This window comes from Athalassotoga saccharophila (assembly GCF_009936215.1).
Lineage (GTDB): Bacteria > Thermotogota > Thermotogae > Mesoaciditogales > Mesoaciditogaceae > Athalassotoga > Athalassotoga saccharophila.
The window spans coordinates 132617-157016 of sequence record NZ_AP019551.1 but is presented as its reverse complement, the minus strand read 5'-3'; the positions used below and the strand labels follow the sequence as shown (position 1 = coordinate 157016).

21 protein-coding genes are annotated in these 24400 nt (G+C 40.2%); 2 read left to right on the top strand and 19 right to left on the bottom strand.

Going from position 1 to position 24400, the window contains the following annotated elements; genetic code table 11:
- Positions 1 to 6 precede the first annotated feature (6 nt).
- From ATHSA_RS00790 to murB, 8 genes are all read right to left on the bottom strand, one after another.
- On the bottom strand, positions 7 to 963 hold the full coding sequence (locus ATHSA_RS00790) for a polysaccharide deacetylase family protein (protein WP_161847296.1): 957 nt from the start codon (positions 961 to 963) through the stop codon (positions 7 to 9).
- Between the two features lie 40 nt (positions 964 to 1003).
- Complete coding sequence (locus ATHSA_RS00785) at positions 1004 to 2704, bottom strand: ABC transporter substrate-binding protein (protein ID WP_161847295.1); 1701 nt, start codon at positions 2702 to 2704, stop codon at positions 1004 to 1006.
- A 16-nt stretch (positions 2705 to 2720) separates the two neighbouring features.
- Positions 2721 to 5378, bottom strand: coding sequence for an endo-1,4-beta-xylanase (locus tag ATHSA_RS00780; RefSeq protein ID WP_161847294.1), 2658 nt, complete (start codon positions 5376 to 5378; stop codon positions 2721 to 2723).
- Positions 5379 to 5390: 12 nt separating this feature from the next.
- Positions 5391 to 6221 (bottom strand): SDR family oxidoreductase, encoded by an 831-nt coding sequence (locus ATHSA_RS00775; protein ID WP_161847293.1) that lies wholly within the window; start codon positions 6219 to 6221, stop codon positions 5391 to 5393.
- Positions 6218 to 7288 carry a mannonate dehydratase gene (gene uxuA / locus ATHSA_RS00770; protein WP_161847292.1) on the bottom strand — a complete coding sequence of 357 codons (1071 nt, stop codon included), beginning with the start codon at positions 7286 to 7288 and terminating at the stop codon, positions 6218 to 6220. Before uxuA ends, ATHSA_RS00775 begins: the two co-directional genes overlap by 4 nt.
- Positions 7285 to 8220 carry a sugar kinase gene (locus ATHSA_RS00765; protein WP_161847291.1) on the bottom strand — a complete coding sequence of 312 codons (936 nt, stop codon included), beginning with the start codon at positions 8218 to 8220 and terminating at the stop codon, positions 7285 to 7287. Before ATHSA_RS00765 ends, uxuA begins: the two co-directional genes overlap by 4 nt.
- Before the next feature lie 4 nt (positions 8221 to 8224).
- Positions 8225 to 8848 carry a bifunctional 4-hydroxy-2-oxoglutarate aldolase/2-dehydro-3-deoxy-phosphogluconate aldolase gene (locus tag ATHSA_RS00760; RefSeq protein ID WP_161847290.1) on the bottom strand — a complete coding sequence of 208 codons (624 nt, stop codon included), beginning with the start codon at positions 8846 to 8848 and terminating at the stop codon, positions 8225 to 8227.
- 242 nt (positions 8849 to 9090) lie between these two features.
- Positions 9091 to 9960, bottom strand: a complete 870-nt coding sequence (murB, locus tag ATHSA_RS00755) for a UDP-N-acetylmuramate dehydrogenase (RefSeq protein ID WP_232060100.1) — start codon at positions 9958 to 9960, stop codon at positions 9091 to 9093.
- A 69-nt stretch (positions 9961 to 10029) separates the two neighbouring features.
- Here murB and ATHSA_RS00750 point away from each other — a divergent pair, with 69 nt between their 5' ends.
- Both ATHSA_RS00750 and ATHSA_RS00745 read left to right on the top strand, forming a co-directional pair.
- Positions 10030 to 10794 (top strand): HAD-IIA family hydrolase, encoded by a 765-nt coding sequence (locus ATHSA_RS00750; protein ID WP_161847288.1) that lies wholly within the window; start codon positions 10030 to 10032, stop codon positions 10792 to 10794.
- Positions 10791 to 12362: a CTP synthase gene (locus ATHSA_RS00745; protein WP_232060099.1), complete on the top strand. Its 1572-nt coding sequence runs from the start codon at positions 10791 to 10793 to the stop codon at positions 12360 to 12362. The genes ATHSA_RS00750 and ATHSA_RS00745 overlap by 4 nt, the downstream gene beginning before the upstream one ends.
- Before the next feature lie 37 nt (positions 12363 to 12399).
- Here ATHSA_RS00745 and ATHSA_RS00740 read toward each other — a convergent pair whose 3' ends face one another.
- Genes ATHSA_RS00740 through flhA form a run of 11 tightly spaced genes read right to left on the bottom strand, consistent with a single transcriptional unit; the run spans position 12400 to position 24399 of the window.
- Positions 12400 to 14442: a peptidylprolyl isomerase gene (locus tag ATHSA_RS00740; RefSeq protein ID WP_232060098.1), complete on the bottom strand. Its 2043-nt coding sequence runs from the start codon at positions 14440 to 14442 to the stop codon at positions 12400 to 12402.
- Complete coding sequence (gene mfd, locus ATHSA_RS00735) at positions 14417 to 17437, bottom strand: transcription-repair coupling factor (protein ID WP_161847286.1); 3021 nt, start codon at positions 17435 to 17437, stop codon at positions 14417 to 14419. Before mfd ends, ATHSA_RS00740 begins: the two co-directional genes overlap by 26 nt.
- An 11-nt stretch (positions 17438 to 17448) precedes the next feature.
- Positions 17449 to 17745 (bottom strand): hypothetical protein, encoded by a 297-nt coding sequence (locus ATHSA_RS00730; protein ID WP_161847285.1) that lies wholly within the window; start codon positions 17743 to 17745, stop codon positions 17449 to 17451.
- Positions 17746 to 18450 (bottom strand): FliA/WhiG family RNA polymerase sigma factor, encoded by a 705-nt coding sequence (locus ATHSA_RS00725; protein ID WP_161847284.1) that lies wholly within the window; start codon positions 18448 to 18450, stop codon positions 17746 to 17748.
- Between the two features lie 7 nt (positions 18451 to 18457).
- Positions 18458 to 18685, bottom strand: coding sequence for a hypothetical protein (locus ATHSA_RS00720; RefSeq protein WP_161847283.1), 228 nt, complete (start codon positions 18683 to 18685; stop codon positions 18458 to 18460).
- Positions 18666 to 19145 carry a chemoreceptor glutamine deamidase/glutamate methylesterase CheD gene (gene cheD, locus ATHSA_RS00715; RefSeq protein WP_161847282.1) on the bottom strand — a complete coding sequence of 160 codons (480 nt, stop codon included), beginning with the start codon at positions 19143 to 19145 and terminating at the stop codon, positions 18666 to 18668. The genes ATHSA_RS00720 and cheD overlap by 20 nt, the downstream gene beginning before the upstream one ends.
- A gap of 6 nt (positions 19146 to 19151) precedes the next feature.
- Positions 19152 to 19769: a CheY-P phosphatase CheC gene (cheC, locus tag ATHSA_RS00710; RefSeq protein WP_161847281.1), complete on the bottom strand. Its 618-nt coding sequence runs from the start codon at positions 19767 to 19769 to the stop codon at positions 19152 to 19154.
- Positions 19766 to 20434, bottom strand: coding sequence for a flagellar brake protein (locus ATHSA_RS00705; protein ID WP_161847280.1), 669 nt, complete (start codon positions 20432 to 20434; stop codon positions 19766 to 19768). The genes cheC and ATHSA_RS00705 overlap by 4 nt, the downstream gene beginning before the upstream one ends.
- A gap of 1 nt (position 20435) precedes the next feature.
- Complete coding sequence (locus ATHSA_RS00700; protein WP_161847279.1) at positions 20436 to 21275, bottom strand: nucleotide-binding protein; 840 nt, start codon at positions 21273 to 21275, stop codon at positions 20436 to 20438.
- Positions 21272 to 22348: a flagellar biosynthesis protein FlhF gene (locus tag ATHSA_RS00695; protein WP_161847278.1), complete on the bottom strand. Its 1077-nt coding sequence runs from the start codon at positions 22346 to 22348 to the stop codon at positions 21272 to 21274. Before ATHSA_RS00695 ends, ATHSA_RS00700 begins: the two co-directional genes overlap by 4 nt.
- Before the next feature lie 2 nt (positions 22349 to 22350).
- Positions 22351 to 24399, bottom strand: a complete 2049-nt coding sequence (gene flhA, locus ATHSA_RS00690; RefSeq protein WP_161847277.1) for a flagellar biosynthesis protein FlhA — start codon at positions 24397 to 24399, stop codon at positions 22351 to 22353.
- Position 24400: the final 1 nt, after the last annotated feature.

The following is a 24400-nucleotide window of genomic DNA, read 5'->3' as shown; positions in this document are numbered from 1 at the left end:
TCCTTTCTAAAACAAAATTGAAATATCATCACGTTTTGGAATTGCTTCGTAATACACAAAGATCCTGTTTTCTTCCCTTTTAATGTTAAAAGGTATATACCTTCCATTTGAGGTTAATTTTATATCTTCATTTGGAACGATGGTTTTTAAAGTCAAAGGGTAATCAAAATAAGGTTGTAGATTATTTTTCAATTTTACATTTACTTTCCGATCTTCGATTTTGAGATTTATAGATGTGCTCTGAACTTCTCTGATGTACATAGTTGCCTCTTCAAAGGTTGCATTCCAGATTTCTTCTTTTTTACTTGATACATAGTCAAAATGATCCCGAAAGACATTATCTGGAGCTGCTTCCCATCCTATGCCATTTACTCCGTGAATCATCTCTATAAGCCATAGATTATTCTTTATAGACTCATCTATCCATTTTTTCATTTCAGTGGCAGAGGTGTCGTGATAAATCCCTTTATAGTTTAGCCTTAGCCATTCTTTATCTGGTGGAGAGATAGAATTGTATCCTTCAATTCCATTTCTTGCCGCATAATGAAATTCAGAAATTTTTTTGTCAACGACATCATTCGTTGCGTTAAAAGGATTTACCATGCACAAGACTTTTTGCCCTTTGAATTTTGAGATCAAAATCTTTCTCGCGTGATTTATCTCTTCTTCAAGTTCTTCAGGTGTTAATTTGGTCAGATCTAAATGGCTTTTGGAATGATTTGCCACATCGAATTTAGAGGCATTTATCAAATTTATCCACTGTTCCCAGGTGCCGTTGACATCATTCCCATTAGAGTCACGAACGAAGTTTGTTGTTATTGCAAATGTGCCTTTTAGGCCTCTTTTTGAAAGTTCAGAACTAAAGAATATGGCGGGCTTATAAAGTGCATCATCAAAAGTAAAGGTAATTATCGCTTTTTTATCGTCTTTTATCGAACATATAAAAGTATTTCCTATCTCCACTCTTTTCCTCCATAAAAGAGGGGTTAGTGCCCCCTCTTAATTATTTAAGATGGATATTCAATGCCGGTATCTCAAGATTTACCTGTACAGATCCTGCAAGATAATAAGGATATTGATCGTTTGGGAAACCTGTCAAAGTTGTTGTTTGATAAACGTCCCACATTGGAACTGGTAGCAGAGCAATTGATGGCATATCGTCAAGGACTATTCTTTCTATTGCATATATAGCCTGTCTTTGTATTCTCGGATCAGATGTTGAATTGAAAACATCAAGAGCATCTGTTATGAGTGGATTTGTATATCTTGAAAAGTTAGAAGCGGCATTTTGACCTATTGGTGCAGTCTGATTTGGACTAAAAGCAAAATAATATGCGTTATAAGGATTTGTTCCCGGATCGAGCCATGTTATCGCCATATCAAATGTCCCTGTTTGCAAAGAAGAGTAATATTGTCCAAATGATTGTTGGGACACATTGACCTGCAGTCCTATTGATCCAAGTTCTTTGGCTACTATTTGTGCTCCCTGTATCCAGTCAGTCCATCCTGAAACTACATTAAGTGTAAACGATGGTAGCACTTTTCCATCCGGTCCTACTAACAATCCTTGATCATTTTTCTTGAATCCTATTGATGCGAGTAATTCTTGAGCCTTCTGCGGATTATATTCAACAAGCGATGAAGCAAGTGGTGTCAAAGTTGGATCAAGCCATGAGCGAAGCGGATAGGTTATGAGAGTTGGATTATCGAATTCTTCAAAAGTGCCAAAATACAAACTGTCTAAAACAAATTTTCTATTTATCGCTATGGAAATAGCCTTTCTGAAATCTGGGATATTGAATGGATACTTTGTGGTATTCAAATCGAGATAATTGTTTCCAACAACCGGCCACCAATATTTGTTATTTGCTGGATCGTGTGAAACGTAGGTTTTCATAACGTCTGGAATGTAAAGGTTGGATATGTCATATTCATGTCTTATAAGTGAAAGAGTACATGCATTGTTGGAATCAACAGAAGTGTAAACTATGCTGTCAATATACGGTCTTCCTTCCATCCAATAATTAGGATTCTTGATATACGTTACCGTATTCGTTGGCTGATCAAAACTCTTGAAAAGGAATGGCCCTGTCCCCACAGGATTTTGATTTGTGTATTTGGAAGGATCTGAAATATTTGCCCATATATGTTCGGGTACTATTGGTTCTCCGGCAATATATTGGAAGATCGACATGTTAGGCTTAGAAAGTTTGAAGATAACTGTATCTCCACTTGCCGTTACACTGACAAGGTCATTCGAAGGTGCCCAGATACCATTCAAATCTATTGCGGGATTGGCCTTTAGATAATTGAATGTGAAGACCACATCCTGTGGTGTGAATGGGACTCCGTCTGACCATTTGACACCCTGGCGGATTGTGACATCCAATTCTGTGTTGTTGTTCATCCATTTATAGGATGTGCCGAGAAAGTTCGTTATTTTTCCGCTCATGTCAATATAGAATAACGACTCGTAAATTAAATTTGTTGGTAAGGTAGATCCACTTCCCGTAAACGGATTAAGGCTGTACTGAAGAGGACCATAGGCGAGTATTATTTTCAGTGTTCCTCCGTATTTTACGTTACTTCCCCAGTTGACAATCGCAGGGCCGTACTGGGTAAGATACGGATAAGAAACATCCGCAAAGCCGATACTCAAGATGCCTATCAAGGCTACCATGAGGATTAAAAATTTGAACTTCATAAAATGACCTCCTTATTTAAGGTAATTGCTTTACAAGCATTAAATTTCCAAAACTTTGTGTCTCTTCGTAAAGCGTGTTCGCGTATCCCGACCAGATGATGATTGCCTTTCTCGGGCTGTCATTTCCCGGACCGGCAACGTTGATTAATGCATCGAAGCCTATCACGTCTCCGACTTTGGGTATTATTTTCAAAGGTATCTTCATCTCCACAATGTAGCCTGTTGCCGTTTTGGTTGCAAAGGATTCAAATCCAGAAGAATCCGTACTCGGTCCAAAGCTCTGGGCATTTTCGAAATTCACTCTGTACTGGCCGTCTCCGTCTGTGTAATAAGACGTTTTGTAATTGTGCCGATCGACAAAAATTTCAACGGAATCCTGTCTGTAAGGAAGTAAATTTGAAGCGTTCAAATCCTTTTCCCATACATTTGCAAGTACGTAAAGGTACCTGTTATCCCACAAAGTTCTGACCGTTGCTGTGGCTCCGGAGTCGCCTTTGATGAATTTATCAACTTTTATGACCTGCGCTTCATTCCATAACGGATCGGATATTCCCGCCGGAGTCCCGTAAATGGAATAGGATACCTGCGATTTTTCTGAAAGCATTAACTGACCGTAGTGTGCCGGATCTTCTTTATCATTTGCGTAATCATTCCATGCTGTGACAGACTTTAAACTCGAATTGTCATAGTCGTTAACCCTTACATCGAATCCAATGTGATTTCCAATCTTCCCATTTAAGCCGATTTCATCTAAAGGAAGTGTCAACTGTATGTCATACCCGGTTGCATAATTTGTTTCTTCTGCATTTCTGCCGATGAAGTTTCCTCTGAAGAATCTGTAAGATCTGTTTCCAATGAAGAATTCGACGTTGTCTCTCGACGATGGCGTCGTATCCGATACATTCGCAAGTATGTAGAGAGCATCTTTATTCCACAAAGTTTTGATCTTTGCTGTTGCTCCAACACCTTTGATAAAAGTATCGACATTTGTAAATGGCTGTATCTTGAAGTCGAGAGATTTTGACCAGTCCGTGCTTGATGGAGTTCCTTCGGGAGTATTCAGAATTTGCGTATTCACTATATTCATGGGTGCCTTTTGAGGATCCACGATAGCCCAAAATGCGGGCTTCGGCTGGAGAGAAGTGTTAAAGAGTAAAGGTGCGTTTTGAGATCCGAGCCATGAAACATCATCGGAGATACCCCAGAATACGACGGCCGTTATGTATTTATGTTCTTCTTCAAGGATGGTAAAAAGTTTTCTGTACTGTCTTGCCTGTTGCAAAAGGGCTGACTTGGAAGTATCGCCGAGCGTCGACATGTCTATTTCGGTGAATTGAACTTCAACCCCCAAAGATGCGAATTTTTGTATGACATCTTTGAGTTTGTCTAAATTAGTGTTTATGTTTATATGGCATTCTATGCCTATACCGTCTATCGGAACTCCTTCATCTTTTAGTTTTTTAACAAGTTCGTACATGGCCTGTGCCTTTACACCGTCATTTTCAAGTCCGTAATCGTTGACGAAAAGTTTTATGTTCGGATCCGCTTCATGCGCATATTCGAAAGCCTTTGCGATATAATCCGGTCCTATTATCTTTAGCCACGGTGTTTCTCTTAGAGTCCCGTTGTCGTTGAGGGGTTCATTCACTATGTCCCAGTATTTGATTGGATTTTTCGATCCATATTTGTCTTCGAAATGCTTCATCGTCGTTGTGATAAGTGCTTTCATGCGCTCGAGCAAAAGCGTCCTTGAAGCGGGCTTCGAAGGGTTGGATGGATCTTCGAAAAACCAGTTTGGAGTCTCCTGATACCATATAAAATTGTGCCCGCGCATCGTCATGTTATGGGATATCGCGTAATCAACTATGGCATCCGCGTTCTCAAAGGTAAAATCTCCCGGCTTCGGTTCGATGAATTCCGGTTTCATGACATTTTCTGGAACAAGCATGTTGAATTCCTTCGCGACAATCTGCGAGTGCGGGTTTGATGGCAAAAGTTGTGATGGTTCTACGGCAACCCCTACTGGGAAATATTTGGAAAGGCTTTCATACAAAGAAGGGATCGATTTTAAATACTCGCTTACAGGTGTTGTTGCGACTTCAAATTGTGTTCTTTGATTGTTGAGAATATTTTGACTTGATTGTGAAATTTCTCCTGTAATCGTAAAATCGTCGAGATAAAAACTCGGCGTCGAACCAGGAGATTCAATGTACACGACGATGCCTGAATAATCTCCGTTCGGGATAGAAAACTCTCCTGATATTTCTGTCCATACATTTTTCTGGACAGAAGTTGGATTCGTTGCCTGAATGTAGTCAGACGCACCGTTATTCGAAGATGTTTTGACTGTCGCTTTGAATTGTGCCGATTGAGGCCCCTCGTCATACCTCACCCAGAAATCGATTTTGTAAGTTTCTCCCGGTGAGATCAACCCAAAAAGGTTATAACTCGGCCCCATCCAACTCTGCGTTCTGCCCGCCGTGTAAAGGCAATATTCGCCACTGTGGGGATTCGTTGAAGTTGCGATCAGCGTTGCACTTCCGAATGGAGACCAGCCCCATGTACTGCCGCTTTCGAAGGAAGAATTGACAATGACATTTCCAGTCATACCTAATACCATCATTGCAAGTAATAGACTTACACTCACAACGATCAATTTCCTGATCTTACCCACATTACCACCTCCTCAAACTCCTGAATAAGCCATAAAACCTCCATCTACAGGCACAGTTATACCCGTAACGAAACCTGACAAATTTTCATCACAAAGCCATATCAACGTTCCGACGAGTTCTTGTGGGTCTCCAAGTCGTCGCATGGGAGTATTTGCAATAACCTTCTTCAATCTTTCAGTAGGTGTTCCGTCTTTATTTGTGAGCAGATCTCTATTCTGTTCGGTTAAGAGAAATCCTGGAGCCATGGCATTTACCCTTATTCCGACATTGGCCAAATAGACGGCGAGCCATTGGGTAAAGTTATTTATCGCTGCCTTTGCCGCGCTGTATGCCGGCACTTTCGTCATAGGAACGTAAGCGCTCATCGAGGAAATATTGACAATCGTTGCGCCTTTTCTATTTGCCATCTCTTTTGTGAAGATTTTTATAGGTATAACAGTGCCCATGAAATTGAGATTTAAGACAGATTCAAAATCCTTCATGTCAAAATCAAAAAAGGTTGTTTTACCGATATCCGAAATTTCAAAAAATTCTTTCGACGTTATAGCCTTTGGGTTATTTCCACCTGCGCAATTGATCAGAATATCGCATCCTTTGTAAATTTCCAAAACTTTATCTTTCGCATCTATGACTTCTCTCTCATTCAACACATCGCACTTTATCGCGATGGCCGTCCCGCCATCTTTGTTTATTTCATCCGCTACTTTTTGTGCTTTTTCAAGTGTTCTGTTCAGGATAGCAACCTTTACTCCTTCGACCGCAAGAGCCTTCGAAAAGACCGATCCTATGACTCCTCCTCCACCTGTTATTACTGCAATCTTATCTTTTAAGTTTGTCTTCAATTCGTATCACATCCTTTTTCTATCGCCTCATTCAATCCGTTGATATACGCTATACCAAGTGCTCTGTCGTAAAGTCCATAACCTGGCCTTCCAGTTTCGTTCCATATCATTCTTCCGTGATCCGGACGGATATATCCATCGAAATTTATTTCATGCAAAGATTTCATTATTTTAAAAAGGTCTATCGATCCAGACGAAGAAAGATGCGCAGTTTCGTGAAATTTCTTTTCGGACAGGATTTTCACATTTCTTGCATGTACGAAATGGATTCTTTCTTTGAAATCTTTTATCATCCTGACAAGATCATTTTTGGGATTTGTACCAAGCGAGCCTGTACACAATGTAATGCCGTTGTACTTGCTTTTGACGGCATCCGTTATTCTTTTAAGGTCATCGTAATTTTTTACTATCCTTGGAAGACCAAAAACTGACCACGGTGGATCGTCCGGATGAATTGCCATATTTACATCACATTTTTCGCACGTAGGAATTATCTGTTCAAGGAAATATTTGAGATTTTTAAAAAGTCTTTCTTCGGTCATATCTTTGTACAGATCAAACAGTTTTTTCAAATCCTTTAGTCTGTATGGTTCCCATCCGGGCAAAGAGAATCCACCGCTATGCTTTTCCATCTCTTCAACGAGTCTGGCGGGGTCTAAATTTTTTATTTTATCGTCATCGTAAAAGAGTACATTTGAGCCATCCTCAAGTTTGAAATTCAGATCTGTTCTTGTCCAATCAAAGACAGGCATGAAGTTGTAACATACGACCTTTATTCCGATTTTACTCAAATTTTCTATCGTGGTTTTGTAATTTTGGATGTATCTGTCCCTTGAAGGAAGGCCAAGTTTTATGTCTTCATGAACGTTAACGCTCTCAACTACTTCAAATTTCAGCCCAGAATTTTCTATCTGTTTCTTTAATCTCTTTATCTTATCAAAAGGCCACACTTCTCCTACCGGCACATCGTAGATAGCACTTACCACACCGTATATTCCGGGAATTTGTTTTATCTGGTCAAGTGTTATTCTATCGTCGGATCCAAACCATCTAAATACAATTTTCATCTTGCACCTCTCAGAAATTCTTCAAGCTTTGCACGATTAGGTAATCCGTCGTTGTCTCCGGGCGTCATAACCTGCATCGCACCTATTGCATTAGCCCTCACAATTGCTTCTCTAAGTGAGATGCCATCCAAAAGGCCACTTATTATTCCGACATCAAATCCATCTCCGGCTCCGACCGTGTCAACGACCTTAACGTGAAAAGCGGGAACGTCGTAAGATTCATCTTTTGAAATTACAAATGCGCCTTTCTCTCCCATTTTGATAATAACGATTTTTACTCCCTTTTCAATGTAGAAATGACCTATCATTTTTGGATCTAAAAGTCCTGTCAGAATCTCGGCCTCTTTTAAGCCGGGCAAAAAAATATCGCTTGAGAAGGCTGCATCATTTATAATCTTTGCCATTTCATCTTTGTCTTTCCAAAGTTGAGGACGCAAATTTGGATCGAAGATGACGGGTACATTTTTCCCCTTTGCAATCTTCAAAAGAAAATTAAAAGCATTTCGTGTGTTCGTTGATAGCCCAAGGGTTATACCTGTAAGGTGAATGAATTTTGGATTCAATAACTTTACAAACTCAAGATCTTTTTGATCCATGAATGAGGCTGCCGAGTGCTTTCTGAAATAAAAGATCTCGGGATCACCATTTTCTTTTTTGCTTTTGAACATAAGGCCAGTAAGATTGGAAGAATCAAATTTGATGTAAGAGGGATTTATACCCTCTTTTTTGATAAAATCGTATATGTATCTTCCAAATGGATCTTCACCGAGTTTGGTAGCGTAAATCACGTCATGTCCGAGCCTTGCAAGTCCTACGGAAACGTTAAGTTCGGACCCTGCGATGTATTTTGTGAAATGATTTGAATCGTAGATTTTGTCTCTGTCTCCTGCCAAAAGCACCATCGGCTCTCCAAAAGTTACAACGTCTGCCATATACTCAACCTTTGACGCTTTCTAAAAGTTCTCTGACTCTCACACCAAGCAAGTCAAGATTCCCCATGCCAATGCCGCCTGTGAGGTATCCTCCGACACCAAGTGCGAATGCGCCGCTGTCAAGCCATGTTTTTGCGTTTTCCTTGTTTATCCCGCCTGTGGGCATAAAATCTATGTAAGGAAATGGGCCGTGAAGTATTTTTATAATCGATGGATTAAAAAGTTCTCCCGGGAATAATTTGACGATATCTCCGCCATGAAGGTATGCTTTGTAAACTTCTGTCGGCGTCTGTGCACCCAAAGAGCAAAAGATATTTTCTGTCTTGCAAAATTCTCCGACTTCTTCGATAACGCAGGGCGAGACGATGAACTGCGCTCCTGCCTTCAGAGCGGATCTGGCCTCATCTAACCGTGTAACAGTACCGGCACCGATCACAAAATCAGGAAAATTTTTTCTCAAATTTTTAATGACTTCGACTGCTCCGTTAACTGTAAAGGTTATTTCGACGATCTCTATTCCGTTTTTTAAAACCGTTTCGGCCATTTCTTCGGCCATCTCGGGGGTGTTTGCCCTTATTACTGCTATTATCTTTCCCTTGATCTTATTTTTAATTTCGATAATTTTCATCCCCTTATTCATGATTCCGTAAATGAAAATGGTACATAATTTATTGTAGCAATAAACTAATTTATCTTCAAGCAACAAAACATATAGAAAATTGAAGAAAATCTAACCAAAGACAAGATTATATTCTTTAATCACCTATTCGAGAATTAATCCGCCAATTTTAGATAATTTAAAGGATTTTTAAGGAATTTAATGCCCATCTAAGCAATAATTCTCCCATTTCTATAAGTGGTGAGAATATGTCACTCGATAAAAATTATTTCTGGAGATATTTTTAGATTCAATTTTTTAAGTGATCTTTCCATCGCACACTCGACAAGAGTTTTTACATCTGTGAAAGTTGCATCCCCAAGATTAACTATGAAATTCGGATGTTTTTCAGAAAATTTCGCATCCCCTATTCTGTAGTTCACGAGACCAATTTCTTGTATTACCTTCCACGCAAGCATATCTGGGGAATTTTTGAAGGTACTTCCAAGTGATGGATAATCAACTGGGTGATGGACTTTTCTGTACTCTATCTTTTCTGAGATCTCTTTCGAAATTTCAGAATAAGACATTTTGTGGATCCTTAAAAAAGCATCGACTATGAATTTCACCCCGAAAGATTTAAGATCGCTGTATCTGTAAGAAAATTTGACATTTTCTCGATTCAAAAAGATTATTCTACCGTTGAGATCTATGGCCCTTATGTAAAGAATGTCCTCCCATATATGATGGCCAAAGGCTCCTCCGTTCATCCAGATAAGCCCCCCAATCGTTGCTGGAATTCCTGCAAGGTATTGTGGCCCTCCAATTTCATGCTTCAAAAGGTATTCCATAAGATAGTCCACCTTAAGGCCACTGCTAACGTGTAAAATCTCACCGTAATGTTCTATTACCGGATTTTGATCCACGTTTATTATCACATCTTTGACGTTGTCCCCTATTAGAACTTTTGAACAATTTCCAAGCACGATCTTGTCTGTTACAAAGACCGGATTTTTCGCGTATTCAAAAGCATTTTCGGCCATGTAAATGGTGGCGGAAGGGCCTATCTTTATCTTTGAAATTTTTGAAAGTTCCATTTGAATTGTTGTTATCATGCGATCACATCTCTTTATCTTTGCCATCAAATATATTTTAACCGAAAAAGGTTTAGTGATAAAATAGTGCGGAGATGTAATTGACGGGAGGTTATCATGGTAAAAGGTTTTATGATCGATCTTGATGGCGTTGTTTACAAAGGTGATACCGTTAGAGAAGGATCAAAAGAATTTTTTGAGTATCTCAAAAAAGAAAATATACCCCACTGTGTTGTCACAAACCATTCAAGTTTTCACAGAAAGTATTATTCCCAAAAATTAAAGAGGATGGGGATAGAGGTCCCGATGGAGATGGTTGTAAGTACTCCATATGAGGTAGCGATTGAGGTCAAAAAGAAAGGTTATCATAAAGCCTTTGTTATAGGCAGGCAAGGGCTTATAGATGAACTTTTCGATGTTGGCTGTTATGTGACAGATGAGCCAGATGTTGTGATAGTCGGCTACGATGAAAGATACGATTTCCAAAAATTGACGAAGGCCATCAGATGGATACTGGACGGCAAGCCTTTATGGGTTGCAAATCCGGACAGACTTTTGCCAAAGGAAGATGGATTTTATCCAGACTCCGGGTCGCTGGCAGCCCCTATCGTTTACGCAACAGGCGTTACCCCTCTTTATTTTGGAAAGCCTTTCAAACACATATTCGAAATGGCACTCGAGATCATGGATATAAAGGCCGATGAGGTTGCGATGATAGGGGATACCTACGAGACGGATATTCTTGGTGCAAAGGGATGCGGAATAAAATCTATATATATAGAAGGTGTTCAATCCAATCCAAAGATAGATTCGAAGCCCGATTACACCTTCAAAAATTTAAAGGAAGTTCTTGAAAACATAGAAATCATAATGGGTGAATGATCGTGAAGTACATAGCGATAACGGGTGGCGTCATAAGCGGAATAGGAAAGGGCATAACGGCGGCCTCAATCGGTGCGGCCCTTCAATCTTACGGTCTTGACGTTGAGGTGCTTAAAATAGATCCGTACTTGAATGTCGATGCCGGTACGATGAATCCCAACCAGCACGGCGAGGTATTTGTAACTGATGACGGATATGAGGCAGATCTTGACCTTGGTCATTACGAAAGATTCCTAAACAGAGACATGACCAAATTTAACAATATCACGGCCGGTCAGATATACTCGAGTGTCATTCAAAAAGAAAGGGCTGGAGATTACCTTGGCGCAACGGTCCAGATGATACCTCACGTTTCAAATGAGATAAAGGCCCGTCTTGCAAGGTTAAAAGGAGACGTCATCCTCATAGAAATTGGGGGCACTGTAGGAGATATAGAGTCCGAAATCTTTCTTGAGGCGGTAAGAGAATTTTCAATGGATGTTGGAAGGGAGAACTTTCTTTTTGTCCACGTAACTTACATTCCTTACCTTAAGATAACAAATGAATTTAAAACAAAACCTACCCAAAATTCGCTTCAACTTTTGAGAAGAACCGGAATTGTTCCCGATCTCATCGTTCTAAGAAGCGAGGAAAAATTGCCTGAGTCAACGATTCAAAAGGTTGCGCTGTTCGGAGGAGTCAAAATAGATTCTGTCTTTGGCCTTGAAGATGTTTCGAACATATACTCTATCCCTCAGAAGATACACGATGAGGGTATGGATGGGATGATAATGCATAAATTGAATATCACCCCTTCCAAATCATTTGAATGGCATTATCCAGACTTTATAAGAGACGTGAAGATAGCGATGGTTGGAAAGTATCTCGCAACTGATGACGCTTACAAATCAGTCCTTGAAAGTGTCTTCCTTTGCGGTTACAAAAAGCCAGAGTTGATAGACGCAGAATCTCTTGAAAATTTAGATCAAAAGCATGTCAGAGACAAACTCGGGCGCTATCATGGAATAATAATACCGGGAGGGTTTGGAAAAAGAGGAATAGAGGGAATGATAAATGTCATAAAATATGCAAGAGAAAATGATGTCCCTCTTCTCGGTCTTTGCCTTGGAATGCAACTTATGACGATAGAATACGCAAGAAATGTAGCCGGACTTGCCGGGGCAAATTCAACTGAGTTCGATCCCCAGACACCCTATCCCGTAATCGACCTTATGGAAGATCAAAAGCGCAAGATGAATCTTGGAGGAACAATGAGACTTGGATCTGATGAGATAAAGATCCTGTCAGGTAGCAGGCTTTACGAAATATACGGAAAAGAAACTGTAAAAGAAAGGCACAGACACCGATACGAGATAAATTTAGAAGATTTCAAAAATATTTTCAAAATCTCTTCCTTGGATAAATCTGATAAATTGTTTATCTCGGCAACATCCAAATTCGCAGAGGCAGTAGAATTGCAGAACAAAAAATTCTTCATAGGAGTTCAGTTCCATCCTGAATACAGATCGAAGATATCAAGCCCGCATCCAATCTTCCTTAACTTCCTTAAGACATGTGAAAAAGAATAAAGCACGCGATTGCGTGCTTTATTCTTTTCGTATTTGTCTATTTAAACTGGGTTGCCTGAGGAGAAGGAATTAAATTCGTCGCAACAGGAGAAGCCGAAGAAACTGTGGCAGATTTCGTCGAAGTTGATTTTGGCGTTATCATGCTTTCAACTTGGGCGATGACCTGATCGATTCCCTGATAATTAGGATTGACTGCCTTTAACTGTTTTAGATATGTCAATTCTTGTTGTGGACTGTTGAGATCCTGCGCAATGCTTATAAGAGTAACCAAGGCTCCCTGCTTTATGGATGTCGATTGTGCCGTGTAAGACAGACTTTGAAGTCCAGATACAACGTAGGAGAACATCGGATTTATCTGGGACGCGTACATCTGGTAGGTCTGCGGGTTGGAAATTATGGGCTTTAGAAGGTTATATTGGTTCTGGAAATAACTTAAGGCAACCTGTTGGTTCGAAGGATCGAGGCTGTAGAGTTTTGAGACTGCCACTGTCGAATACGGAACAAGTTGATATATTGCGGTAAGTACCTGTTTAAGTTGATCGTTTATTTGAGAAATAAGGTTTGTGTATTTGTCGTACTGGGCACTTATCTGATCATCTGTGGTGTATCCTTCTTTGTTGAGTGCTTGAACGGCTTTGTTGAAATTTATTGCCGTCTGAAGATCTGTCTGTTCGTTGAATAACTTTGTGAACTTTGTACCTGTGGCAGTGTTAAGGCTGTTCTGGACTTCGTTAAGTTGCTTTTGAAGGACATCAACGGGAACCCCAACGTACGTTGCAGGGAAACTTCCCTTGTTGGCATGATAACTTAAGACAGGAGCATATTGCGTACTCAGATCCGATTTGTACTGTTCAAGTGCTGTTACAAAGAGTGCGAGAAGTCTTGGATCAACAGAAGTATTGACCGTTGCCTGATTTGAAGGATATATGTACGATTTCATATTTTGAATGAATTGTTCGAGCCTTGAGGTATCTGTTGCGGGTATAGAGTAATATTCTTTAAAGTAAGGAAGTACCTGTCCTTCAAGTTGGTATGAAAATTTGTTCTGATTTTTGTAATTTGCAAGCCATTCGTTGAATTTTTGTTGTTTGACGTCATTTACAAGTGTGTTGTAGATACTCGTCGCCTGAACGATAGAATCGAAATTGTCGTACAGTTTTTTGGCCTCGACCTTTACGATCTCCCAACTGTAATTAGTCTGAATAGGGCCGATGACCGATCCCGGGGTGGCACTGAAAATACCGCTACCGAGTGCAGATTGTACCTGTTGCCTTGTAAGCCATCCAACCTCTCCACCGCTTGCCGATGTTGTGGTATCGAGGGAGTATTTTTTGGCGGCCTCTGTAAACGTTAAGGATCCAGATTTTATAAGACTCGCAACCTTTTGTGCCGTAGCCTGAGAGGAAAGAGATATATGGGCAATTTTGACCTGATCGTAGGTGTTTTCTATTGTCGCTTTGTTCGTTTCGTAATAATTTTTAACATCATTTTGCGTTACGTTCACAACCAAGGACATGACCCTTTGAGTTATTAGATTTTCCTCTACCTGCGGTCTTATGTAATTTTCAAAATTTTGAAGAGATCCATATTGTTGATTTATGTAATTCAAAACCTGTGGATTATTTTTGTATTGATTTACTATTGAGTTAACCTGATTATCCACATCTGATTTCGAAACACTTATATTGCTTTGCTTGGCGAAATAATCGATGATTTTCTGATCCACAAGGGTATTTATGGCATTTAACTCGAGTTGTGGCTCGACAAAGAGAGGATCTGGATCCTGCCCGTAGGTGTTCTTGTAATTGTTGTTTACATTTTGCATGTAATTGTTGAAATCCGTTGGCATTATCCAGTACTGGTATGAAAGGGGCGTTCCATTCTTTGTCACGAGCGCTATTGCCTGCGAAGGAGATGGGGCCTGACTCGCACTCTGGACCGATCCCTGCCCTCCTATGTAAGCCCCTACGCTCCACCACACAACTCCAACTCCAAAAGCCGCGACTATTACCCAGATAACGACGGCCGTGTGTTTTCTCATCCAATCCATCTTTTCAAGCAACTCCTTCCTTCTGTTCAAGGTGTTTTTTATATTCAATGAGTAAATTCAAAAGTTTTTCGATCTTTCCATTTTTTATGACACCGGTTAATATCATACCATTTTTTTGAAGATTTAAAGAATAGGTCTTGGCAAATTTAGAAAAATTCATCAAACTCTCTTTATCACCAAAGATTATTTCCACATCTCCGCCATTCGAGTTCACCTTTGTTATTTTGAGATCGCACAGGATTGCCTTGATTTTTGAATGAATAAAGAGATTTTGGACATGATCTGGAAATTTTCCAAACCTATCTACAACCTCATCTTCTATTTGATCTACCTCCTCAACGCTTTTTGCCGAAGCAAGTCTTCTGTATATCTTCATCCTCTCTATCGTGTCCTCGATGTAGTTCTGGGGCAAGATCGAAGATGGAAGCGATATGTCCGGATCGCAATTTCTGTTTTCGACCTTTTCTCCTCTCATCTTCTTTATAGTTTCTTCGAGTATCTCTTTATACATCTGAAGTCCTATTGCGTCTATATGACCATGTTGTTTTAACCCGAGCACCTCTCCGCTCCCTCTTATTTCGAGATCTTTTAAAGCAAGGTTTAGAGAACTTCCAAATTCGTTGAACTCCTCTATCGCTTTTAGCCTTTTCATGACCGTCTCTCCCGGTTCTTTTGTGTACATGAAATATATGTAAGATTTTTTTGAGGATCTTCCAACCCTGCCTTTTATCTGGTAAAGTTGTGCCATACCGTATCTTTCCACATCATCCACTATGAGAGTGTTTGCATTTGGAACGTCCACACCATTTTCAACGACACTTGTGGAAACTAACATGTCTATCTTGCCAGCGTAGAAGCCATTAACGGTCTCTTCGAATTCACGCTTGGTCATCTTTCCGTGGACAGTCGCTATCGTTACGGAAGGAAGCATTTTTTTGAGTTTTTCGACTATTTTTTCCATATCTTCGATTCTGTTGTGAATGTAGAAAACCTGTCCGCCACGATTTATCTCTTTTAAAATGGCCATTGTGACTATCTTCTCATTCCATCTCGTTATGTAAATGCGTGGCGGTACCCTTCCGATGGGTGGCGTGCTTATGACCGAGATGGCCTTTATGCCTGAAAGTGCCATGTAGAGCGTGCGCGGGATAGGTGTTGCCGAAAGGGTAAGCACGTCAACGTTCAATTTCAAGGATTTAAGATGTTCTTTCTGCCTTGCTCCAAATCTTTGTTCCTCGTCTATTATGAGAAGACCTATGTCTTTGAAAGATATCTTTTTTGAAAGGAGTGCATGAGTGCCTATTACGATATCTGATTTTCCATTCGCGATTGACTCTATCGTTTTCTTTTTTTCCGATTCCGCCGTCTGTGAATAGATCAAATCGACCTTTATTCCAAAAGGCTCCATCCTTTTCTTGAAATTCTCGAAGTGTTGCTTTGCCAAGATCATAGTCGGTGCAAGGAGAACAACCTGTTTTCCGTTGGCGACGGCCCTAAAGGCGGCCCTCATTGCAACCTCTGTCTTTCCAAAGCCGGAATCGCCACAAACGAGCCTATCCATGGGCCTTGGCGATTCCATGTCTTCGAAAACTTCCTGAATGGCCTTCATCTGGTCTGGAGTTTCGATATAGCCAAAACTCTTTGAAAAGGCCTCTTCGAGTTCGGTCTGGGGCATGAATGAAAATCCCTTCGATTCTTCTCGCATTGCGTAAAGTTCTATCAATTCTCTTACCTGATCCTCTATGTCCTTTCGGGCCTTTTCTTTCAAACTTTTCCATTCTTTTCCATTTATGTCTGAGAGTACAAAGTTAGATCCTACGTATTTGCTTATCTTTGTGAATTTTTCTATTGGCGTGTAAAGAATGGCACCATTTTTGTACTCTATTTTGAGGTATTCATGCATTCCATCAGTATCTTCAATGATCTCTGTGCCGCGGTATATTCCTATTCCGTGGTCTTCATGCACAACAGGTTCATTGATTTCTATTTCCTGAATGTAATCGTAAGCATTTTGAGAAGATACATGTTCGACACTGTAAGGAGCCATTCCTGCCTTGAACTCGACAACGTTATCGAGCGGTATTTTGAGAGGATTTAAAGAGACGTAGATGATCTTTTTATTTCCATCGATTCTTTCTATATCCGAATATGCAAATGACTTTACAAGTCTGAGATCGCCGTATATATCCTTCAATTCCCTCTCGTAATCCTCAAAATATTTTTTACATTCTTCCACTTCATAGATGACGAGATATTCATCTGGAGGGACAAGATCAAGAGCACATTGGGAGTCCTTCCAGAAAAGGCCTACCATGCCGTAAAGACTTTGAAAATTTTCAATCAACTGGGGATATCCTTCAAGTCTTTTTTTGGCGATCTCGAAACTCTCTTCATCGTGCCTAAATTCCGTTGCCGGATATATCGTTACCGATTCGATATTTTTCACGCTTATTTGCGTTTGTGGATCGAATATCCTTATCGATTCTATATCTCTGTCAAAGGTATCGATTCTTATGGGGCCTTCAACGGGCGAGAAGATGTCTATTATATTTCCCCTTATTGCGAATTCTCCGACACTTCTTACAGTAAGAGTGCGCGTGTATCCCAATTCAAAAAGCATTTTTGTGATATCAAAAGGTATAGAGCCTCCCGTCGAAAGCCTAAGACCATTCTTTATGAATTCGGCCGGAGATGTTTTCTTTAAAACTGCCATGATATCTGCTATTACTATCTTGCCAGAAATGATTCCGTAAAGTGCTTCCACTCTCGTCGCAAGATCGTCTTTCATAGGCTCAGCACTCTCGAGAGGCAAAAGATTTAAATCCGAAAGTATCAAACTCTCTATTCCTGCCTCTGAAAGGTTCGAGTGAAATGATCTTACCTCTCTATGATTTGGCAAAACGACGAGAGCGCCCATATTGATTTTTTGGATTTTCATGACTACAGAGAGAAGGCCTAATGTACCGGAAGAGTAAAAATTTATCCTATCTCCCTTTATGGAGAGGTTTTGAGAAAGAGATTCCAATTCTTCAACTTTTACAGGCGTATATCTATCACCTTTCCCCTGTAAGGGTCGCTGATCTTTTCACCGATCTTATCCTTTTTATTTTCGATATCTTTACCATTCTGTTGAGCGTCTGTGGCACTTTTGGAAGGATCATTGCCGTATCTTTCGCGTGCAGTTACGCGCTTTGCATTTCTGTCATTCTTAACCTCATTTTCCATCGAAACAACCTGCTGGGAAACGATGATCGATTGCTGGGCATAATTCGTGTTTTGAGCGTTATCAACGCTTTTTACTATCACAACCTGAAGGTCTATAGGTCTTAACATTCATACCCACTCCTTGATCATTTCTTTGATCTTCGAAAGAGCGGTGGAATGGATCTGACACACTCTCGATTCACTTATGTCGAGCACCTTTGATATTTCTTTAAAATTCAATTCTTCTTCGTAATAGAGAGAAAGTATCAATTGCTCTCTCTCATTTAGACTGCGAATTGCCTTTTCAAGTTTGGTTTTTAATTCTTGTTTTTCAAAGGCCTTATCCGGTCCTTCATCGTCTGAAGAAAAATTCTCTTCTCCTTCCTCTTCAAAAAAGTACTTGTCAAGCGATAATATCTGATCTCTCGATATTTCTCTTTCTACCATCTCCACATCTTTTACTTCCATGCCGAGTTCCCTTGCTATTTCTGAATTTACCTCTTCGGGAGCTTTTTGCGGATCTTCATTCAATTTTTCAATCCTTTTTTTCTCTATGGCCTTCATCTGTTTTCTAAGAGTTCTCGGCATCCAGTCCATCGATCTCAGATAATCTAACATCGCTCCCTTTATCCTTGAAGTTACGTAAGTTGAAACCTTTAGATTCCTTTGAGGATCGAATTTTTCAATGGCACTTAAGAACCCTATAATCCCTTCCTGGATGAGATCATCGACGGAGATCGAAGGAGGCAGAGATCGGACAAGATCGTAGGCTATCTTTCTCACGAGAGGATAAAACTCTCTCGCCAATTCTTCTTTATCGAGGTAATTTGCCATAATTCACCTACTTTTTTGAATCCTTCTTGTCAAAAAGTTGTCCCTTCAACCCACCCTTTCTTTCTAACAACACTTTGTAAACAACGTAAATCAAAAAAGTAATGATTCCGGCCGAGATGAGAGATCTTATCGCCGATCCAATTATATCCCATCCTCCAAGTATATTTATCAAAAAGAAAAAGACGGTAAAGATCAAAAAAAGATAAAAAAAGGTCCTATATCTGGATGATTTCAATGCTTTCCTTCCCGCCAACCTTTTTTATCATCAAAGTTCCATCTTCTATTTTGTATTCTATACTTCTTGCCCTATTTCCACCTGTGTCTTCGGCCAAAATTCTTATTCCCAAATCCCTTAAGACATCTTTTATTTTGTCTACGTTCTTTTTACCTATCTCGAAGCCCTTTGATTCGAACATAGAAGCACCTCCGGCTATCTTGGCCTCCATGTCTCTGACATTTGCACCCATTTTGACCATCTCATTTACCATCACCCTTATGCCGGGTTCTGCGTACTTGCCTGGGTTCCCACCCTGATCTTTTAATTCTGGAAGCATAACATGGATCATCCCGCCGATATGGGATTTTTTATCTCTCAGACACACGCCAACGCACGATCCAAGTCCCAAAGTTACGAGAATAGCCGGATTTTTTGCAACTTTGAATTCTCCTATACCTATTATCAACTTTTCTTCCATCTTTTATCAACTCAAGCCAAGTTTTTTAAAGATCACGTCTAAACTTCCGGGTTCAGGGAACATCGTCAAAAAGCCATTCAATTTCTGGCCATTGTGAACCTTTAAAATCGTTTCTATCATCAAAACGTCATCGTATTCTTTAGACGCCATTATAGATGTTTCCGAGATTATCGCAGCAAACATGTCCACGAGAAGAATCGGAACTTCTGTTTCAAGGAAGAGCGAGGTGAAATTCGACAAAGATATAACGTAAGTCGAGCATATTATATTTCCGATCTCCGAGATAACAGATCTTTCCATCTCATTCATATTCGTGAGATCTTCTGGACGTTGTCCCGTGAGCAGTTCTATAAGATGTTTGGTCGAGTCGGAGTCGAAATTCATAAGCATCTTTCCGGGCGCTTCTCCCTTTATTCCGACTATCGTGGATGCAACTATTTCTTCTGGATTTTTGAGATATTCATAAATCTCAGAAAGATCGACGAGTTTTACGGTTGGCACATCTATCTCGACCTCTTTGCTTATCATCGTGGATAGAGAAGTTGCCGCATTTCCGGCTCCTATATTTCCTATTTCCTTTAGCACATCCATTTGCATTGGATTAACCACATCTTTCCACTTCAATCTGTTTTTCCTCCTTTTAACTTCAATTCGAGTTTAAAAACGAAGCGTGTTATTTTGTCTTCGACAGAGGCCGGTAAATTCAAAAACATAACTCCGTATTCCCTTAATTCTGATGATTCATTTTCAACACTTCGCACGATCTGGGACTGAAGATTTTCAAAGTTGAGTTCTTCATCGAGTTTAAAATTCAAAGAGACGATCTGTCCCGTTTCTATGCGTGCGGGAGTTAAAATCCTCGCCCCGCCGGCGCTTACATCCTTTGTCATGAATTCAAAGGTTTCTGCTGTTCCTGCGACCTTAAGGGTACCTCTCGTGACAAATTCTATTCTTAAAAACCTTCTTCTTTGTATCCTTCTTATTTTACTTCTTATTTTGAATATGGTTATTGGCATTTTATTTTCCTCGGTATTTTCAACGACGACGGCGTAAAGCACGTAAATAGAACTTTGATCTGTCACGAGCAATCTCGCTATCATCCCTACAGGCAGGGGAATGAATCTTCCCTTCAAAGATGCCATACCGGCCTTTATAATATCCCCTTCTACATCTGCAATGGTGGACTTGAACTCTCCTCCTGAAAATTCCGGCGTTGAACTTATCTCTATCTTTAAAGGCAGCCCTGGTTTTATCTTGTCTATGCCTATCTCTTCCGAAAAGAACGGCATTTTATCTCCTCAATCCGAATATACTCTTTATTCTATCTACAAAGGTTCTTCTATCCGAGACCTGATCTACCTTACCATTTATAAAAGAAGAAAGGCCGAGGATCGCAAGGGAAGGCTGAATGTTTTTGTAAGAGATGACAAAAGGTGTCTGTTCTCTTACAGATCTTTTAACTTGCAAATCATTGAGAATCGAAAATCCCTTTTCAAATCTCAAGGATGAAAAACGCTGTGCTACGTCTTCAAACCTTTCTATTATATTTCTTCCTTCCGAAAGATCATTTACCATGTTAACCACTAAAAAGAACCTTCCATCTGGCTTTTTCATCGAAAGCAATTTCACAAAGGTGTATCCATCCATTATGGCCGTAGGCTCTGGAGTTATGACAAGGATAAAATCGTCAGAGGCCGTGTAAACGTCGTCTAACAGTTTTGAATATCCCGCGCCGGTATCGAAAAGAATGTAGTCGACATCACTTACGAATTCGTAAAATTCAGAGAAAAGCCTCTCTCTTTCTCCAAATTGAAAAGCGTAAAAATCATTTGCGCTGTTTCCACTGTTTAAAAGCCAGAATCCGTATTTCGTTTTTTCTATAATATCTTTTAATTTAAGACCTCCAAAGAAATCTTTCAATGTTTTTCTGGATTCTATGCCTCCAAGTATATTCAAATTCGCAAACCCAACATCCATGTCGAAGACAAGTACCCTCTTTCCCATATTCGAAAGAGCAACTGCAAGGTTAAGGGTCATCAAAGATTTCCCAACTCCGCCCTTCCCTGACACGGTTGTTATTATACGCGCAAGATGTACCTGATCTCTCAATTCAGAAGCCTGATCCTTCACCGGCCAACAACCTCTTTCACAATGAAATCTTCAAAGTCGAAATCTGCCGCAGAAATTATATCTCCCGGCACACTTTGACCATTTGTGACAAAGGCAACGGGTTTTGAGTCTCGGATCGCCATAAGCGGTCCAAAAATGGACACGGTTTCATCTATTTTGGTAAGCACTACATGTGTTATTCCGATGGGCGAAAAATGTTTTATATTCTCTTCCACGTCCATTCTTTTCTTTGTTGCGTCTATAACAAGAAAAACAAATTCTGGCTTTATAGTCTTTACGTAGGTTTCTATCTCCGATATCTTAAGTTCGTCGAATTGACTTCTTCCGGCCGTGTCGATAAGGATTATTCTGTTTGGAGTTGAAGAGATTATCTCCATGGCCTGATCCGGTGTGTAGATAACGTCGAATGGTATATGCATGATATCGGCATATGTCTTCATTTGCTGGGCCGCAGAGATTCGGTACGTGTCAAAACTCAATATTAGCAAGGGCAATTTATCTTTAAGGCCAAGTTTTGCCGCGATCTTTGCTATAGTTGTGGTCTTTCCAACGCCCGTTGGCCCTATGAAAATGGCCTTCTGACCCGATGAAAAATTCACTTTTTGCCTTTTCACGAAATTATCGAACAATTGACGAATCGCAAATTCTATCTTTTGTTTGTCTTTTGCGTCTTCGACCGTCATCTTTTTAGTCAAATCGCTTACTATGGAAAAAGATTCGGAGGGATTCATTCCAAGTTCTATGAGACGGATTCTCAAATTCTCGAAAGGCTCGGGAAAGAGTCCTGTCATCCTGACTTCGGATATTTTCTCGCTGACCCCCTTTATGCTCATTTTTATTTCCGCGATCTCTTCTTCGATCGTTTTTTGAGATGGCATTCTTTTTTCCTCTCTCACAACCTTTTCATCATCTTTTATTGCCATCACTTCGACATAGGTTTTCCCTCCTATGCCGAGAAAACTTCCGCGCTTTATCTTTCTCGTTTGGACTATTATTGCGTCTTCCCCAAGTTCTTCCTTTATCTTTATCATCGCCTCTGCCATAGTCTGGGCGGTGTATTTCTTCAATTCCATCTTTAACCTCCGATGTTTATCATATCTTCTATTTTCAATTTCGCATCATCTGTGATTTCCTCGTAAGCGACTACCGATACTTTGGGTAAAATTCTCGAGATGTAATTGAAAAGAGCCTCACGTATCGACGAAGAACAGAGTATAACTGGCGTACTTCTCTTTTCCATGACCTTTTTCATCGAAAGGGATATCTTGTCTATTATTTTAGACATCAATTCTGGATTAACATTTAAAACTTTATTTTCTCCCGAAATAGATAGTGTTTCACTTAATTTTTCTTCAAGATTTTGTGACAAAGTTATAGCATGTATATATCCATCTTCCGATTTGACAGATTCTGTTATCTGCCTTTTCATGGCGATCCTTGCTATGGCATAAAGTTCTGGCACGTTGTTACTCTTGTCACCATGTTCGAGCAACGCTTCAAAGATCACGGGTAGATTCCTTATCGAGATTCTTTCCTTTAGAAATTTCTTTAAGACATTTCTAACAGTATACTCCTTCATAACCGAAGGGATCAATTCGTTAACAAGAGATGGAATTTTTTGTCTCATGCCTTCTAACAAAAGTTCCATCTCCCGCCTTCCAAGCAATTCCGATGCATGACTTCTCAAAACTTCCATAAGGTGGGTTGCAAAAACGCTCGGTGCATCGACAACGGTATATCCAAGACCTCTTGCCCTTTCTCTTTGATCTTCATTTATCCAGAAAGCCTCGAGTCCAAAGGCAGGCTCTCTTGTTTGAATTCCTTCTATCTTTGCCTCGACCATCGATGAATTTATTGCAAGCAATTTGTTTGGAAAGAGTTCGAATCTCGAGACTTCAGCTCCTAAGATCTTTATCACGTACTCGTTTGGTTTTAAAAGCACGCTATCCCTTACTCTAATCGGACTTACCATAAGGCCGAGTTCGTACGCTATTTGTTTTCTAACCATCGTTACCCTGTCAAGCAGATCGCCACCCTGAAACTTATCGGCAAGCGGGATAAGACTGTAGCCTATCTCTATTTCTGCCGTATCCGTATTTATTATATCGCTGACATCCGAAGATGGGGATGTTTTAGTTGTGGATATAGATGGCCCACTCGCAGTTTCTTTTTCGGGAGCAGGCATAGAATTTCTTGCAAAAATTCCAAAAAGTATAAAGATGCTTCCTATTAAAATCGTCGAGAATTTTGGAAGAGGAGTAAAAATTCCGAGCAAGGCTATTATCACGCCAACGATTATCAAAATTCTTGGCTCAGATCCGAGTTCTTTGATAACGTCTTCTCCAAGCGCGTGTGTAGAGGCCGCTCTCGATACTATTATTCCACTCGCCACAGACATCAAAAGGGCAGGAATCTGTTCAACAAGTCCGTCTCCAACCGTAAGAAGAGTATACGTCTGAGCCGCATCGGTTATGCTCATGTGTTGCATAAGCATTCCTATTATAAGACCACCTATTATGTTTATAAAGACTATGACTATGCTCGATATCGCATCTCCGCGCACGAATTTAGATGCTCCATCCATCGCACCGTAAAAGTCAGCCTCTCTTCTTACCTCATCCCTTCTTTTCTTTGCTTCGCTCTCCGTTATCACACCGGCATTGTAATCTGCATCTATTGCCATCTGCTTTCCGGGCATGGCATCAAGTGTAAAGCGGGCCGCTACTTCGGAAATTCTTTCAGTTCCGCGAGTTATAACGATGTACTGGACTATAACTATTATAAAGAAGACAACTATACCGACTATGTAATTTCCGCCCACAACGAAATTTCCGAAAGCGATTATCACATGACCGGGAAAGTTTTTACCATCAAGCAATATCATTCTTGTCGCGGCGACATTAAGCGCTATTCTGAACAAGGTCATCACAAGCACAAGCGTTGGGAAAGAAGAGAGATCTATGGCCCTTTTTATGAACATCGCGTCCATTAAAACTATAGAGGAGATGCTTATATCTATTATCTGCAAAAGATCGAGCATAAAGCCATTTAACGGCAAAATCATAAGAAGTACTATGAAAAGTACTCCTATTGCCACGATAAATGCGCCGTATCTCGATATCATA

What these genes read in the sequence shown, in the direction of transcription:
- ATHSA_RS00785 (WP_161847295.1), bottom strand. Translation starts at nt 2,704, where the DNA reads ATGAAGTTCAAATTTTTAATCCTCATGGTAGCCTTGATAGGCATCTTG.
- uxuA (WP_161847292.1), bottom strand. Translation starts at nt 7,288, where the DNA reads ATGAAAATTGTATTTAGATGGTTTGGATCCGACGATAGAATAACACTT.
- ATHSA_RS00765 (WP_161847291.1), bottom strand. Translation starts at nt 8,220, where the DNA reads ATGGCAGACGTTGTAACTTTTGGAGAGCCGATGGTGCTTTTGGCAGGA.
- ATHSA_RS00760 (WP_161847290.1), bottom strand. Translation starts at nt 8,848, where the DNA reads ATGAAAATTATCGAAATTAAAAATAAGATCAAGGGAAAGATAATAGCA.
- murB (WP_232060100.1), bottom strand. Translation starts at nt 9,960, where the DNA reads ATGGCAAAGATAAAGAGATGTGATCGCATGATAACAACAATTCAAATG.
- ATHSA_RS00750 (WP_161847288.1), top strand. Translation starts at nt 10,030, where the DNA reads ATGGTAAAAGGTTTTATGATCGATCTTGATGGCGTTGTTTACAAAGGT.
- ATHSA_RS00745 (WP_232060099.1), top strand. Translation starts at nt 10,791, where the DNA reads ATGATCGTGAAGTACATAGCGATAACGGGTGGCGTCATAAGCGGAATA.
- ATHSA_RS00730 (WP_161847285.1), bottom strand. Translation starts at nt 17,745, where the DNA reads ATGTTAAGACCTATAGACCTTCAGGTTGTGATAGTAAAAAGCGTTGAT.
- ATHSA_RS00725 (WP_161847284.1), bottom strand. Translation starts at nt 18,450, where the DNA reads ATGGCAAATTACCTCGATAAAGAAGAATTGGCGAGAGAGTTTTATCCT.
- cheD (WP_161847282.1), bottom strand. Translation starts at nt 19,145, where the DNA reads ATGGAAGAAAAGTTGATAATAGGTATAGGAGAATTCAAAGTTGCAAAA.
- ATHSA_RS00705 (WP_161847280.1), bottom strand. Translation starts at nt 20,434, where the DNA reads ATGCCGTTCTTTTCGGAAGAGATAGGCATAGACAAGATAAAACCAGGG.
- ATHSA_RS00695 (WP_161847278.1), bottom strand. Translation starts at nt 22,348, where the DNA reads ATGGAATTGAAGAAATACACCGCCCAGACTATGGCAGAGGCGATGATA.
- flhA (WP_161847277.1), bottom strand. Translation starts at nt 24,399, where the DNA reads ATGATATCGAGATACGGCGCATTTATCGTGGCAATAGGAGTACTTTTC.